This window comes from Sulfitobacter undariae, assembly GCF_014196805.1.
Lineage (GTDB): Bacteria > Pseudomonadota > Alphaproteobacteria > Rhodobacterales > Rhodobacteraceae > Sulfitobacter > Sulfitobacter undariae.
In genome coordinates this window covers 444,654-458,278 of sequence record NZ_JACIEI010000002.1, presented here as the reverse complement: position 1 = coordinate 458,278, position 13,625 = coordinate 444,654, and the positions used below count along the sequence as shown (strand labels likewise).

General features: G+C 55.9%; 14 protein-coding genes and 1 pseudogene. 7 read left to right on the top strand and 8 right to left on the bottom strand.

Annotated elements, in window-relative coordinates:
- Positions 1–95: 95 nt before the first annotated feature.
- The 3 genes and pseudogenes from GGR95_RS05730 to GGR95_RS05720 form a co-directional block, all read right to left on the bottom strand.
- Positions 96–398 (bottom strand): annotated as a pseudogene (locus GGR95_RS05730) (MarR family transcriptional regulator); the annotation flags it as partial.
- An 81-nt stretch (positions 399–479) separates the two neighbouring features.
- Positions 480–701 (bottom strand): succinate dehydrogenase assembly factor 2, encoded by a 222-nt coding sequence (locus GGR95_RS05725; RefSeq protein ID WP_184563747.1) that lies wholly within the window; start codon positions 699–701, stop codon positions 480–482.
- Positions 702–766: 65 nt separating this feature from the next.
- Positions 767–1,189, bottom strand: coding sequence for a helix-turn-helix domain-containing protein (locus tag GGR95_RS05720; protein ID WP_343042094.1), 423 nt, complete (start codon positions 1,187–1,189; stop codon positions 767–769).
- A gap of 118 nt (positions 1,190–1,307) precedes the next feature.
- On the opposite strand from GGR95_RS05720, the gene GGR95_RS05715 reads away from it, so the two are divergent.
- Positions 1,308–2,510, top strand: a complete 1,203-nt coding sequence (locus GGR95_RS05715) for a pyridoxal phosphate-dependent aminotransferase (protein ID WP_184563674.1) — start codon at positions 1,308–1,310, stop codon at positions 2,508–2,510.
- Between the two features lie 121 nt (positions 2,511–2,631).
- The gene (locus GGR95_RS05710) at positions 2,632–3,036 is read left to right on the top strand and encodes a hypothetical protein (protein ID WP_184563672.1); all 405 of its coding nucleotides are present in this window, start codon (positions 2,632–2,634) and stop codon (positions 3,034–3,036) included.
- Here GGR95_RS05710 and GGR95_RS05705 read toward each other — a convergent pair.
- Positions 3,033–4,403: an MATE family efflux transporter gene (locus tag GGR95_RS05705; RefSeq protein WP_184563670.1), complete on the bottom strand. Its 1,371-nt coding sequence runs from the start codon at positions 4,401–4,403 to the stop codon at positions 3,033–3,035. The genes GGR95_RS05710 and GGR95_RS05705 overlap by 4 nt on opposite strands.
- A gap of 129 nt (positions 4,404–4,532) precedes the next feature.
- Here GGR95_RS05705 and GGR95_RS05700 point away from each other — a divergent pair, with 129 nt between their 5' ends.
- The gene (locus tag GGR95_RS05700) at positions 4,533–5,690 is read left to right on the top strand and encodes an alpha/beta hydrolase family protein (RefSeq protein WP_184563668.1); all 1,158 of its coding nucleotides are present in this window, start codon (positions 4,533–4,535) and stop codon (positions 5,688–5,690) included.
- A gap of 32 nt (positions 5,691–5,722) precedes the next feature.
- On the top strand, positions 5,723–6,592 hold the full coding sequence (locus tag GGR95_RS05695; RefSeq protein WP_184563666.1) for an alpha/beta fold hydrolase: 870 nt from the start codon (positions 5,723–5,725) through the stop codon (positions 6,590–6,592).
- A 3-nt stretch (positions 6,593–6,595) separates the two neighbouring features.
- Here GGR95_RS05695 and GGR95_RS05690 read toward each other — a convergent pair whose 3' ends face one another.
- Together GGR95_RS05690 and GGR95_RS05685 are read right to left on the bottom strand one after the other, a co-directional pair.
- Positions 6,596–7,204 carry a carboxymuconolactone decarboxylase family protein gene (locus GGR95_RS05690; RefSeq protein ID WP_184563664.1) on the bottom strand — a complete coding sequence of 203 codons (609 nt, stop codon included), beginning with the start codon at positions 7,202–7,204 and terminating at the stop codon, positions 6,596–6,598.
- Between the two features lie 95 nt (positions 7,205–7,299).
- On the bottom strand, positions 7,300–7,896 hold the full coding sequence (locus tag GGR95_RS05685; RefSeq protein WP_184563662.1) for an NAD(P)H-dependent oxidoreductase: 597 nt from the start codon (positions 7,894–7,896) through the stop codon (positions 7,300–7,302).
- 287 nt (positions 7,897–8,183) lie between these two features.
- Here GGR95_RS05685 and parE point away from each other — a divergent pair, with 287 nt between their 5' ends.
- The 3 genes from parE to GGR95_RS05670 all read left to right on the top strand — a co-directional run bounded on the left by parE (position 8,184) and on the right by GGR95_RS05670 (position 11,577).
- Positions 8,184–10,145 (top strand): DNA topoisomerase IV subunit B, encoded by a 1,962-nt coding sequence (gene parE / locus GGR95_RS05680; RefSeq protein ID WP_184563660.1) that lies wholly within the window; start codon positions 8,184–8,186, stop codon positions 10,143–10,145.
- The gene (locus GGR95_RS05675) at positions 10,145–10,699 is read left to right on the top strand and encodes a hypothetical protein (protein WP_184563657.1); all 555 of its coding nucleotides are present in this window, start codon (positions 10,145–10,147) and stop codon (positions 10,697–10,699) included. The genes parE and GGR95_RS05675 overlap by 1 nt, the downstream gene beginning before the upstream one ends.
- Positions 10,700–10,893: 194 nt before the next feature.
- Positions 10,894–11,577: a hypothetical protein gene (locus GGR95_RS05670; protein WP_184563655.1), complete on the top strand. Its 684-nt coding sequence runs from the start codon at positions 10,894–10,896 to the stop codon at positions 11,575–11,577.
- Positions 11,578–11,624: 47 nt separating this feature from the next.
- Here the strand turns inward: GGR95_RS05670 and GGR95_RS05665 are convergent, their stop codons facing one another.
- Positions 11,625–12,305 carry an ABC transporter ATP-binding protein gene (locus GGR95_RS05665; RefSeq protein ID WP_184563653.1) on the bottom strand — a complete coding sequence of 227 codons (681 nt, stop codon included), beginning with the start codon at positions 12,303–12,305 and terminating at the stop codon, positions 11,625–11,627.
- Entirely contained in the window at positions 12,298–13,584 is a 1,287-nt protein-coding gene (locus GGR95_RS05660; RefSeq protein ID WP_184563651.1) for a lipoprotein-releasing ABC transporter permease subunit, read from the bottom strand. The genes GGR95_RS05665 and GGR95_RS05660 overlap by 8 nt, the downstream gene beginning before the upstream one ends.
- Positions 13,585–13,625: the final 41 nt, after the last annotated feature.

Sequence of the window (13,625 nt, the reverse complement as noted above, 5' to 3'; positions counted from 1 at the left end):
GCTCACAGCCATCGTTGCAGGCCACAAACAAAGCCAGATCAACGATCTGCTACCGTGGAATTACGTCAAATAGGTGGGATCGACGCACCGCTTACCATATAGCCCATTTCCACCAGCTTTTTCAAATTATAGCTGACATTACTGCCCTGATAGAACCCCCGTGTTTTCAGTTCACCTGCGGTAACTTCGTTATCGCCGATGTTGAACAACAGCAGCCCTTGAACGGCGTTGATTTCCAATACACCTACGCGCTCGAATTCATCTTTAATGACATCAAACAGCAGCCGGTGAAGCCGCTCTACAAGAGAGAGCGCCTCCAGATATCCGGTCATGAATTCCCGTTGCTGACTTCCCGATGATACATTGGCTGGCAGGCCAATGGGATCTTGAACACTCATACTACTCTCCGACTTTGAACTACTCTGGGTCGGAGATTGCCAAATAAATCAGAATATTTCGTTAAAAGCGATCAGCTAAAATTACCCTTTAGAAATATGCGCTTGGATATCTTCAACCATGGCTTCGTAAACCGGTTTGGGAGTTAGGAAGCCTGTGATCCACTGATAAATATCGTGATCGTTCTCATTGAGCATGTCATCATAAAGGTCCAGATCAGCTTCATCCATGCCTTCAAGACGGTCACCCGCATAGGCCGAAAGGATCAAATCCATCTCTTTGATGCCGCGCCTCATGGACCGCATGGTCAGGCGTTTGACCCGCACATCACGTGGCTCGTTCTCGGGGCGTTCGGGTTGCGGTATCTCGATCACTCTGCTGTCTCCATCATCATTGCGCGCAGGCGTTTTTCCAGTCGGGCCATCTGTTTGACATTCTCCGACATGTCGGTGCGAATCTGGCGCATCTCGGCCAAAAGCATCGCAGCATCATTTGGCAATACCGTAGGCTCTGCCCCCCCTTCAAGCCCCTCACCTTCACCGTTGATCAGCCACATCATCGAAACATTCAGCATCCCTGCCAACATCGACAGACGGTTGGCACGCGGTTCGGAGGTGTCGTTTTCCCAGGCGCGCAGCGTCGCCAGCCGCACCCCTAGACGTTTCGCCAGCGCCTTTTGACCCATGCCTGCTGCCTCACGCGATGCCGCTACGCGATCACCGAAGGTTGCGACGTCAGGTGCAAACCAATCTTGTTCATCCAACTGTTCTGGGGTTTTCTCGGAATGTGTCACTGCGGGCTCCAATGGCGCGCGAGGCGCCGGTTTTTAGGGATGCGCCAAAGACGCTTGCAACGGAGGGGGGGCACCCCCTATGAGTGGATTTACATATATATAGCGTAATGAGGCCGAAATGGAACTGCTCTCCCGTACACTTGCCCGCGTCAAACCTTCTCCCACCATCGCCGTGACGACAAAGGCGCAAGAACTGAAGGCCGCAGGCCGTGATGTGATTGGTCTGGGCGCAGGCGAGCCTGATTTTGATACGCCTCAGAACATCAAAGACGCAGCCGTGGCCGCCATTGCGGCTGGCAAAACGAAATACACCGCCGTTGACGGCATCCCCGAGCTGAAGCAGGCCATCTGTGCCAAGCTCAAGCGTGATAACAGCCTTGAGTACACCCCTTCGCAGATCAGCGTATCTTCGGGTGGTAAGCAGGTGCTGTATAATGCGCTGATGGCAACGATGAACCCCGGCGAAGAGGTCATCATCCCTGCCCCCTATTGGGTGAGCTATCCTGACATGGTGCTGCTGGCGGGAGGCACCCCTGTCGCGGTGGAAGCAGGCATTGAGCAAGCTTTCAAAATGACTGCCGAGCAGTTGGAAGCGGCGATCACGCCCAACACCAAATGGTTGATCTTTAACTCGCCTTCCAACCCGACGGGTGCGGGCTATTCATGGGACGAATTGAAAGCACTCACAGATGTTCTGCTGCGCCATCCCCACGTCTGGGTGATGACAGATGATATGTACGAACACCTTGCCTATGATGATTTCAAATTCTGCACCCCAGCCGAGGTCGAGCCAGCGTTGTATGACCGCACGTTGACAGTCAACGGCGTGTCCAAAGCCTATGCCATGACAGGCTGGCGGATTGGCTATGCGGCGGGCCCTGAAAAGCTGATTGGCGCAATGCGCAAAATTCAGTCGCAATCCACCTCCAACCCCTGCACCATCTCGCAATGGGCGGCCGTTGAGGCATTGAACGGCACACAAGACTATATCGCGCCCAACAACGAGATGTTCGTGCGCCGCCGTAATCTGGTGGTGGAAGCGTTGAACGCCATTGAGGGCGTCATCTGCCCCGTGCCAGAAGGCGCGTTTTACGTCTATCCTTCTATTGCGGGCCTGATCGGCAAGACATCTGCGGCAGGCACATTGATCGAGAATGACGAGACATTTGCCACTGCGCTGTTGGAAGAAACAGGTGTTGCTGTGGTCTTTGGCGCAGCCTTTGGTCTCAGCCCGAATTTCCGCGTCAGCTATGCCACCTCGGATGAGAACTTGATTGAAGCCTGCAAGCGCATCACGGCTTTCTGCGCAGACCTGACCTGATCGTTTTCATACTCCCACCCTCATTGAGAAAAGGGGGTGGGAGTAGCCGACAGGCTTTCCCCTATTTGCAATTGGGACTTATGCGTTACAGTCCCAATCGGAAGTTACCAAAGGACCTCACATGAGCGACAAACTACCCGATTATTACTTTCGCGTGCGCGATAATGGAGCTTTTGTATTCAGCCTTGATACAGAGAACCGCCAACGTCGCATCGATATGGATCAGATAGCTGTCGTCAATATCCGCAACGGCGAAATCAAACCCCAAGGCGACCGGACGCTATCGGAAACGGATATCGCTGCCATCACGACATGGATGGAAGAGCGCGTCCAGACGCTTGCACACCGCGAGATGGATGACATTTTCCGCGCCATCGATTACCTCAATACCACGACGCATTGGATTCAGTCACGCGCCACCGAGGAGCAACTGGATGCGGTGACAGACCAGTTGCTGCTGGCCATGCACGATATGCGCAATACGCTGGTGCGTAAAAAGGCCGATAGGCTGACGAAAAAAGGCTAACGTGCCGTCTGACGCTGCCCCATCGCGGGCAGCACAGTGCGCCAGAAACGCAGGTTCAGGAAAATCGCAGCGACACCCAGCCCGATGCCCAAGCCGCCCCAAACGCCTATTCCTTCGAAGCCAAAGGTAAAGCCCAAGAGGTAGGACATCGGCACGCCAATTCCCCAATAGCTGATGGCGGCATAAATCATCGGCATACGCGTGTCATGCACGCCGCGCAGCACGCCCAGCGCAATGACCTGCGTGCCATCTACCAACTGAAACAGCCCAGCCATAAACAGAATACCCACGCCAATTTGTAGAATTTCAACTTTAGCGGGTTCGTCTTCCAGAATGAATATCCCGATCAAGAAGTCAGGGAATAAGAAGAAGAACGCAACAGTCACAATCGAGAAAACCAGCGACATGGCGGTCAGCACCAATGCACCGCGTGCCAGATGGGGGGCGTCCATACGGCCAAAGGCGTTACCCGCCCGCACCGTGCCAGCATTGCTGAGGCCCAGATGTACCATGAAAGTGATCGAAGCCAATTGCACGGCAACCCCATGCGCGGCCAGCGGCACAGTGCCGAGCCAGCCCATCATCACTGCCGAAGCGGCAAACAGGCCGACCTCGCTGAGTAAGGTAATTGAAATGGGCCATCCCAGTTGGAACACTCTGCCCAACATATCCCAATCCGCGCCCCAAAGGCGGCGGAACAGATCGTGTTGCGGCAACACCAGACGCACGTAGAGCACAACCCCCACCAGCGAGATCACCTGTGTTGTGACCGACGCAATAGCTGCCCCCGCCACACCCAGTTCCGGCGCGCCCCAATTGCCAAAGATCAGCGCATAATTCACCAAGGCATTGCAGATCGCGGCCAATACAGTGATCCACAACACCACTTGCGTGCGCTCCAGCGCGGCAAGATAACTTTTCAGGACCATCACAAACAGCGCAGGCATCACGCCCCAGCCTGCAATCCCCAGATATTCAGCCCCCAGCGTGACCACGGCCTCTTCTTGCCCCATCATGCGCAGGATCGGTGCGGCGTTGATCATCAGCGGCATCACCAACAGCGCAAACCCAAAGCTGAGCCAGAGGCCCATACGGGTGGTGCGACGGATTGAGGTCTCATCCCCCTCGGCGTGAAACGACGCCACCATCGGCATCACGGCCGACGCGAACCCTGAGCCGCAAATAAACAACACAAAAAAGAAGGTAGAGGCCAGCGTGACAGCGGCCAATGCTTCGACACCGTACCAGCCCAGCATGACAGTATCTGTGACGCCAATCGCCATTTGAGCTAGGTGGCCGCCAATAAGGGGCAGGCCCAAAACAGCGATGGCGCGGGTGTGGGCGGGAATGGACATGGTTTTCATCATGCCTACTCTTTAGGCGCAATCTGGCCCTACGGGAAGCCACCAAATGATCAGATGTATCGCCGTGTGATGTTGCGTCACTTGGCACAGCGATGATTGCATGCGGGCCGGTTGCTGTCCTAGGCTTGAGGCATGGATAAATTTACCGCAATTGACCGTATCACCCCTTACGCCCCCGAACTGGCCCTGCAGCAGGGCTGCTCTATCGGGGTCCGCGCCACCATGCTAACGCTAGAGGATCAGCCCGATGTGCAAACAGGCGCGGCGGCTGGGGCTACGCGCCAACTGCCGCTAGAAATCTGGTATCCCGCCGCCCCTGACACCCCGCAAGGCGGAACCTATGACACGCTGTTACGCTGTGGTGAGCGCCGCGCGATCCTGAGGGGCCGTGCCTGCCGCGATGCGCCCGCAGCGACAGGCATCACTGCGCCGCTGATCGTGATCAGCCATGGTTACCCCGGCAACCGCTTTCTGATGGTGCACCTCGCCGAGAGCCTTGCGCGGCAGGGATACGTGGTTGCAGCCTGCGACCACACCGGCAGCACCTATGACAACCAAAGCGATTTTGGCATTACGTTGCTGCACCGCCCGTTAGATCAACGTGGCGTCGTGGACGGGATGGCCGCCATGAATGGTGATCTGGGCGCTTTGGTAGATTGCAGCAGCGTCGGCGTGATCGGCTACTCCATGGGCGGTTATGGCGCTTTGATTACAGGTGGTGCTGGCCTGACCACCGCCGCCGTGGATTTCAGCCGCGCCCCGCCTGCCCGCTTGTTGGCCCGCCACATGGCTGGCAGTGATACACACGAAGCCTCAATGGACCCGCGGATCAAAGCAATCATGCCCATCGGGCCTTGGGGCAATCTGTATGGCATGTGGGACGCCACAGGGTTGGCGGGATTGCGTGTGCCTACGCTGATCATGGCGGGCACGGCAGATCACGTATCAGACTATGAAGCCATGCGCGGCATCTTTGAAGGGGCTACAGGCGTGGAGCGGCATTTACTTAGCTTTGCCCAAGCAGGCCATAACGCCGCCGCCCCCTACCCAGCAGCACCCGAATCCTACGCAGTGTCAGACACGCTCGGCTGGGCCCCGTTTGAGCATTACGCCGATCCAGTCTGGGACACGGTTGTAATGAACAACATCGCCCAACATTACGCAGCAGCCTTCTTTGGTGTGCATTTAAATGGCAACACTGGGATGCGCGCCTATTTGGGAGACGATTTCAAAGGTTTCAAAGACGGGACAACAGCAGGTCTGCGGATGGAGAGCCTGCAAGCAATTTAACAGGACAGTAATTTAACAGGGAGGATGACAACATGGTCGCACATTGGACCGAGACGGTTGAGCTAAACGGAGAGGCGTTTTTCATACGTCACTGGGGGGATAAGGATGCCCCGAAGATATTGATGCTACACGGATTTCCAGAATACTCTGGGGCATGGAATGATCTGGCCCCGCTGCTCGGCGAACGTTTCCACTGCATCGCCCCAGACCAACGCGGATATGGTCAAAGCTGGCGGCCCGCTGATCCTGCGCTGTATAAAACGGCTTTGCTGGTCTCCGATTTGGCGGCTCTGATCGGAGACGATCCGGTGATTGTGCTCGGCCATGATTGGGGGGCCTCCGTCGCCTATGCCTTGACCATCGGTCGGCCTGATCTGGTCTCGAAGCTGATCATCATGAACGGCGTGCACCCTGCCCCTTTCCAACGCGAGATGGCCAAAGGCGGGGCGCAAACCGATGCGTCGCAATATATTCACTTCCTGCGCAAAGACGGGTCAGAAGACATTTTGGCAGCCGATGACTTCGCCAAGCTGATGGGTCTGTTTTCTGCCAAGATGAATATGGATTGGCTGAGCGGTGAGACGCTGGCGGGATATAAAGCCGCTTGGCGTGATGCGGCAGGCCTGCGCGGGATGATCAACTGGTATCGCGCTTCACCACTCAAGCTGGGGCAACCGGGCGAGGTGATAGAAGGGCTGGAATTTGACCCCGCCCGTCTACAAGTGCGCTGCCCGCATCTGTTGGTCTGGGGTACTGCCGATACCGCGCTGTTGCCTGCCGCCACCGAAGGGCTGGAAGAGTACGCGCCCGACCTCACCCGCGTCGAAATTGCGGATGTAGATCATTGGCTGCATCATCAAAAACCACATGAAGTGGCGGAAGCGATACTGGGCTGGCTGTAAACCCTAGCTGTGGTTCCAATCATCCGGATCGGCGTTATTGTTAGGGCTTAACCCGATGATATCGCCTTTTGTGGAACACCCCAGCCCCAGCACGGTGCGGTTGGCATAGGAGAAATATGCGGTCACCTGATTGATCTCAAGTATCTCGCCATCGTCCCAACCCGCCATGCGCAGGGCTTCGACGTCCATCTCTACCATATCGGCAGGCGATTGCGTTAGCCGCTGTGCATAGCGCATCGCCGCGTGCTGGCGGGCGTCCAGTGGCATGGCGGGGATATCGCCATCCTCGATGGCTTCACGCAATGCATCACTGCGCGGGTCGTCTTTCAGCAAACGTTTCATGCCAGCAAAGTGATGTTCAACACAGTAATTACAGCCATTAAGCTGTGACACCCAAACGCCCAATGCCTCAAGAAACCACTTGGGGTTCGTATTGCCGCTGTGATGCAGGATGTATTTATACACCGCCATATGCGCTTCCATTGTGTGAGGGCGCAGGGAGTGCATCATCATGATGTTATCGACGTTGTTATCCGGGCCAGTCACGCGGGCATACAGCTGTTTCAGCTTGCCAGTTGCTTCGGCGAAGGGAATGGTTTTGATCCAGGCCATGATTATTCCTTTGGGATTTAGAGAAACGTTGCATCAGTTCTTAGCAACCTCGCTGAACAAACGCACGAATTGAGTTCTGTTGTCTATCCCATGGCTCACTTTGAAGGATGCGGCGGCGGCAGGGTGAAGCCCGTTTGATAGCTGCGCTCTAGCAGGGCCTCTCTGCGCGCAAGAGATCCCGTTGACCCGTTGAGTACCTCAAGCCTGCGCGGGGAGAACCCGAAAAATCCAAAGGTTCCCGCAGTCCATGCGGTTTCCAAAGCAGCCAGATATCCCTGCGTCTCCATTTTGTCAGAACGCGCACCAGCTGGTATCAGCAAAACGCCACTACGGGTTTTTTGCAAGGAACGCTCGGGGTCATCCAACTGGTCATAGGCCCAACCCCAATTCCAGACGCGATCCACCCAGCCCTTCGTCATCGCAGGCATGCCCCACCAAAACAACGGGAACACCAGACAAATGGCATCAGCCCGTGCGATCCGTGCTTGTTCAACCGCGATATCCGCCAAATCCGCACCACTGCCCTGCCCCGCAATATCAGCCTTGGACCAGCGCGGATCAAACCCTTCCGCATGCAAATCTGCCAACTCTACAGAATGTCCCGCAGCTTGAGCCCCTTGCATGAAACGCTGGGCTGCCGCCGCGCTAAAGGAAGCGGGATCAGGGTGATCAAGAACGGTGAGAACATGCATGGGCGGGCTCCTTTGAGCAAAACAAATTTTCGATAAACACGTAAAACACAACACTGCATTGCCGGTTCAAATACGAACCTGAGAGATCAACCTAGCTTTAGGTCAAGAGAAATCTGGAGAATACCGCGCGTGATGGATTCTTTGCGATCACGGAGTATGCTGGCAAAATTGGCAACAAACGGCCGCAAAAGCACAAATGGTTGGGGATAAGCCCATCACGGCGATTGCCCCTGCCGCCCGCTCCTGTCAAAATGGCCGCCAATCAAAAGTAGCAACAGGCGCATCCCATGTCCGATCTTCTCTCCGGCAACCAACCCGAGCCGTCCGACTACAATGCCTCTTCCATCGAGGTGTTGGAGGGGCTGGAACCTGTTCGCAAACGCCCCGGCATGTATATCGGCGGTACGGATGAACGCGCGCTGCACCATATGGTAGCCGAAGTTCTCGACAACTCGATGGACGAAGCGGTGGCAGGACATGCCAACCGGATCGAGGTTGAGCTGCATGAGGATTACTCCATCACCATCCGCGACAATGGGCGCGGCATTCCGATTGATCCGCACCCCAAGTTTCCAGACAAATCCGCGCTTGAGGTGATCTTGTGTACCCTACACGCAGGCGGCAAATTCTCGGGCAAAGCATACCAGACCTCTGGCGGTTTGAACGGTGTTGGTTCGTCTGTGGTGAACGCGCTGTCGGACAGCATGATTGTGCAGGTTGCCCGCAACAAAGAACTATACGAGCAACGGTTTTCACGCGGCAAGCCGCTTGGCCCTGTTGAGAAAATCGGTGCGGCCCCCAACCGGCGCGGCACCACGGTGACCTTCCACGCGGATGAGGAAATCTTTGGCAGCCACCGTTTCAAACCCTCGCGGCTATATAAATCCGTACAATCCAAAGCCTATCTATTCTCTGGCGTCGAAATCCGCTGGAAATCCCACATCCCTGATGGCGACACCCCCCAAGAGGCCACATTCCACTTCCCCGGTGGTCTGGCGGATTACCTCTCCGAGACCTTGGGCAAAGCCACCACCTATGCGGATGCGGCCTTTGCTGGCACGGTTGAGTTCAGCGAGAAATTCGGCGCGGCAGGCAAGGTTGAGTGGGCAATCAATTGGACCCCTGTGCGCGACGGTTTCATCCAGTCTTACTGTAACACCGTCCCCACACCCGAAGGCGGCACCCACGTGGCGGGGTTCTGGGCGGCGATCCTGAAAGGCATCAAAGCCTACGGCGAGTTGAGCAACAACAAAAAAGCCGCGCAGATCACCCGCGAGGACCTGATATCGGGCGGCTGTGCGTTGGTGTCGTGCTTTATCGCTGATCCTGCGTTTGTGGGGCAAACCAAAGACCGCCTATCGTCCGAGAGCGCGGCGAAAATGACCGAAGGCGCGGTGCGCGACCACTTTGACAACTGGCTGGCGGCGGATACCAAATCCGCAGGCGCTATCCTTGATTTCCTTGTGCTGCGTGCCGAAGAACGCATGAAGCGGCGGCAGGAAAAGGAAACAGCGCGTAAATCCGCCACCAAGAAGCTGCGCCTGCCCGGCAAATTGACCGATTGCACCAGCAAGGACCGGATCGGCACCGAATTGTTCATCGTGGAGGGCGACTCGGCTGGGGGGTCTGGCAAAGGGGCGCGCAACCGTGTGAACCAAGCGCTGCTGCCGCTGAAAGGCAAGATTTTGAACGTGCTGGGTGCGGCCTCAAGCAAGCTGCACACCAACTCCGAGATCAACGACCTGTGCGAAGCCTTGGGCGTGGGCATGGGCACGAAATTCAACCTTGATGATCTGCGCTATGACAAGATCATCATCATGACCGATGCGGATGTGGACGGCGCGCATATTGCGGCGCTGTTGATGACGTTTTTCTACACCCAAATGCGTCCGATGATCGACGCAGGGCACCTCTATCTGGCCTGCCCGCCGCTGTACCGCCTGACCCAAGGCGCGCGGCGCGTTTATGTGGCGGATGATGTTGAAAAAGACATGTACCTTGAAAAAGGTCTGGGCGGGAAAGGCAAAATTGACCTGCAACGCTTTAAGGGTCTGGGCGAAATGGACGCAAAAGACCTGAAAGAAACCACAATGGACCCCGCCACCCGCAAACTGATCCGCGTCACTGTGGATGAGGACACACCGGGCGAAACGTCTGATTTGGTGGAGCGTTTGATGGGGAAGAAACCCGAGTTGCGGTTCCAGTATATTCAGGAGAATGCGCGGTTTGTTGAAGAGTTGGATGTTTGATGGCAAGCCTTTCGCCATCAGAACATCTGACCCCCGATGATGCAAAAAAAGCAAAAAGATCGCTTGTTTTCATATCGTGCTGCACGCTCATTTTTGCAACGTTCGATTTCGCCGAAAATACACTTTTGTTCCTTAATCTCGAAATTATTGTCTCACAGGAAAAGATGGTTCGCGTTGGACAACTATCCTGTATGATACTGATTATTGTCTTTGTATTAAGGCAACTGCCAAGTAGTATTGAGAAGCTTGCTCAAAACTACTTTTTAAGGCTTGAAAAAATACATAAGCGAGAAATTACGTTTGCACAGGAGGATATGTACGGCCCACACGAGCCAGAAACTAGTGCTCAAGCACACTTAGATGTTATTAAATCAGACCTAAATTTTCAACGAAGTAGAAAACAAACGCAATTCAACAGCTTGATATTCACAGCAACTGCACTGAATATCGCAATCGTCGATATCGTATTGCCGATATCTCTTGGTGTTGTTGCCACTTATAATCCTTACTTCGTTGATGAAGCTGTTCGCAACCAGTTTTTCAGACGGATCTAGGACTGTCGCAACCGAACATCCCTGATTCTGCAGCTCAAGCCAATGACCTAACTGTGCCAGATCAGACATCCAAGTAAACCAACAACCGTAGGGTGGGTAAAACCCACCATCCCTAGGTGGCACACATGCGTGGGTTTCACCCACCCTACGAATTCCCTCTTGCACTCTCCCATCGCACACGCACAAATACCCCCATGCGCCTCACCCTTCTGATCCCCCTCATCTTCCTCGCCGCCTGTGGCCGTCCTCTCACCGAGACGGAACGCGCCTTTGCCCGTGGCATCCACGGCGATACGCTCAACTATACCTCCGTGCGGCTGCATGACGGTGCGCCGACCCGTGCGGTGGCGTTCAAACGCAAGCCGCGGCCGCGCACGACGTGTCGGGAGTTGATCTTTCCACCCCTTCCGCCAGAGGAAAAGATCGTCACCACCAAACCCGCCGCAGTGGCGTTGTTTAATACGGTGTTGTTTGACAAAGATTGGTATCTTGAGGATTACCTGCCCGATTACCCCGACCGCGTTGGTCTGGTGGCGGGGATGTTGCTTAGCCATGAATTGACCCACGTCTGGCAATGGCAAAACCGCAAGCTGACGGGGTACACCCCGCTCAAAGCCGCGTCCGAGCATAGCCCCGGTGGCGACCCCTATTTGTTTGATATTGAGGATCGCAAGTTTCTGGATTTCGGCTATGAGCAGCAGGGATCAATTGTCGAGGAATTTGTCTGCTGTCGTGCGCTGCAACCCCAAGGTGCGCGCACCAAACGGCTGCATAGTCTGATCGAACAGGTCATGCCCGTAGCGCCCCTGCCCAACAGTCCTGCCTATGATGTCAGCCTGCCGTGGGACGGGGTGGATTTGAAAACGATCTGTAACTAGGCCGCTTCAGTAGTGGCCTAACGCCTAAAGGGCGAAACCCTTGGAGATCATCCCGTCAATGCCCCTTGGTCCAGACGGATTTGGCGGTCCATCCGTGCGGCCAGTTCCAGATTGTGAGTGGCGATCAGCGCAGACAGGCCCGTGCTGCGCACCAATTCCATCAACGCGGCAAACACGGTTTCCGAGGTTCCGGGATCAAGGTTGCCAGTAGGCTCATCCGCCAGCAGCAGTTTGGGCGCATTGGCCAGCGCACGGCAAAAGGCCACGCGCTGTTGTTCCCCACCAGAGAGTTCCGCAGGGCGATGCGCACCGCGATGCGCCACGCCCACTTGCCCCAGCAGCGTTTGCGCACGCGCCTTGGCGGCAGTGCGTGTCACGCCATTTGCCAGTTGCGGCAGCATGATGTTTTCTACGGCAGTGAATTCGGGCAGCAGGTGGTGAAACTGATAAATAAATCCCACATCTCTTCGCCGCACAGCCGTGCGCGCCGTGTCGCGTTTGCCCGTCATATCGGTGCCGCCGATCGCCACTGTACCTGTATCGGGGGTATCGAGCAGCCCTGCGATATGCAGCAGCGTTGACTTACCCGCGCCAGAAGGGGCGACAAGGGCAACCACTTCGCCGCGCCCCACCTCAAGGTCGATGCCCCGCAAGACGGTAACCTCATTGGGTTTGCCGTGATTATAGGCTTTGGTAATGCCAGACAGGCGCAGGACAGGATCACTCATAACGCAGCGCCTCTACAGGGTTCATCCGTGCGGCACGCCGCGCAGGAAAGATGGTGACAATAAAGGACAGGCCCAGCGACAGGCCAACGGCAGACATCACATCGCCGAACTCCAGTTTGGCAGGAAGGAAGTAGATACCCCTGATCGACGGGTCCCATGCATTGCCCCCTGCCATCCAGTTTACCAGACCAAATATCTGATCCACGTATAGCGCAAAGAGGCAGCCCAAGATTACTCCCATCACCGTACCGATGATGCCTGTGAAAGCGCCGCAGATGAAAAACACCCGCAGGATTGATCCCTCGGACAGGCCCATCGTGCGCAAAATGCCAATATCGCGACCCTTGTTTTTGACCAGCATGATCAACCCCGACACAATGTTCATCGCGGCGATCAACACGAGGATCGACAGGATCACAAACATCACGTTATCCTCAATGTCCAAGGCACTCAGGAAGCCCGATGACGCCTGCCTCCATGTCCAGATCAACGCGGTATCGCCTGCCGCAGCCAAGATAGCGGGGCTCAGATCATCTATGCGATCAGGCTGGGCCACCATGACTTCTAATTCGTTGACCGCCTCTTCAGAGTTGAAATAGCTCTGCGCCTCGGCCAGCGGCAGATAGGCGCGGGTTTTGTCGATGTCATACCGTCCGGCGGTGAAGATATAGGTCACTTCATAGGCATTGATGCGGGGCGAAGTGCCAAAGGCCGTCCGCACCCCGTCGGGTGAAATGATACGGATGGTATCGCCCACCTGAACCCCCAGCGTGCGGGCAATACCCGACCCGATGGCGATGCCATCACCAAAGCGGCTGATGTCGCCTTCGGCGGTTTCCGGGTTGGCGATACGCGGGATGGTGCCAAGGTTTTCCGCGCTGATGCCATAGACCTCCATGCCTGCATTATTGCCGCTAAAGGTCGCCATCACTTGCCCCCGCACAATCGGGGCCACACGGGTCACACCCTCAACAGCGGCAATCTTTGCTGCAAGTGTGTCATAGTCACGAATGCTGCGATCAAAGGTGCCATTGGCCTCCATACGCCCCATTTCATAGACTGTGACATGGGCGTTAGCGCCCAAAATAGTGTCCACAAATTCGGCACGAAAGCCAGAGCGCACAGCAAGTGTGGCGATCAGCGCAAAGACCGCTAATGTAATGCCGATCAAGCTGATCCACGTCATCGTGCTTACGCCGCCCTCAGCACGGCGGGCGCGCAGATAGCGCCATGCAATCATCCATTCAAACGGGGCGAAAGGCGGTGTCTTGGAGGCCATGTTGGTCCTTGCTCGGGCTATCACTGCGCGTAATCTTTTGC

Excerpts from the sequence above, each read along its gene's own strand:
- GGR95_RS05690 (WP_184563664.1), bottom strand. The coding sequence starts at position 7,204 with ATGGCCTGGATCAAAACCATTCCCTTCGCCGAAGCAACTGGCAAGCTG.
- GGR95_RS05705 (WP_184563670.1), bottom strand. The coding sequence starts at position 4,403 with ATGATGAAAACCATGTCCATTCCCGCCCACACCCGCGCCATCGCTGTT.
- GGR95_RS05710 (WP_184563672.1), top strand. The coding sequence starts at position 2,632 with ATGAGCGACAAACTACCCGATTATTACTTTCGCGTGCGCGATAATGGA.
- GGR95_RS05695 (WP_184563666.1), top strand. The coding sequence starts at position 5,723 with ATGGTCGCACATTGGACCGAGACGGTTGAGCTAAACGGAGAGGCGTTT.
- GGR95_RS05685 (WP_184563662.1), bottom strand. The coding sequence starts at position 7,896 with ATGCATGTTCTCACCGTTCTTGATCACCCTGATCCCGCTTCCTTTAGC.
- GGR95_RS05670 (WP_184563655.1), top strand. The coding sequence starts at position 10,894 with ATGCGCCTCACCCTTCTGATCCCCCTCATCTTCCTCGCCGCCTGTGGC.
- GGR95_RS05715 (WP_184563674.1), top strand. The coding sequence starts at position 1,308 with ATGGAACTGCTCTCCCGTACACTTGCCCGCGTCAAACCTTCTCCCACC.
- GGR95_RS05675 (WP_184563657.1), top strand. The coding sequence starts at position 10,145 with ATGGCAAGCCTTTCGCCATCAGAACATCTGACCCCCGATGATGCAAAA.
- GGR95_RS05660 (WP_184563651.1), bottom strand. The coding sequence starts at position 13,584 with ATGGCCTCCAAGACACCGCCTTTCGCCCCGTTTGAATGGATGATTGCA.
- parE (WP_184563660.1), top strand. The coding sequence starts at position 8,184 with ATGTCCGATCTTCTCTCCGGCAACCAACCCGAGCCGTCCGACTACAAT.
- GGR95_RS05700 (WP_184563668.1), top strand. The coding sequence starts at position 4,533 with ATGGATAAATTTACCGCAATTGACCGTATCACCCCTTACGCCCCCGAA.
- GGR95_RS05725 (WP_184563747.1), bottom strand. The coding sequence starts at position 701 with ATGCGGTCCATGAGGCGCGGCATCAAAGAGATGGATTTGATCCTTTCG.
- GGR95_RS05665 (WP_184563653.1), bottom strand. The coding sequence starts at position 12,305 with ATGAGTGATCCTGTCCTGCGCCTGTCTGGCATTACCAAAGCCTATAAT.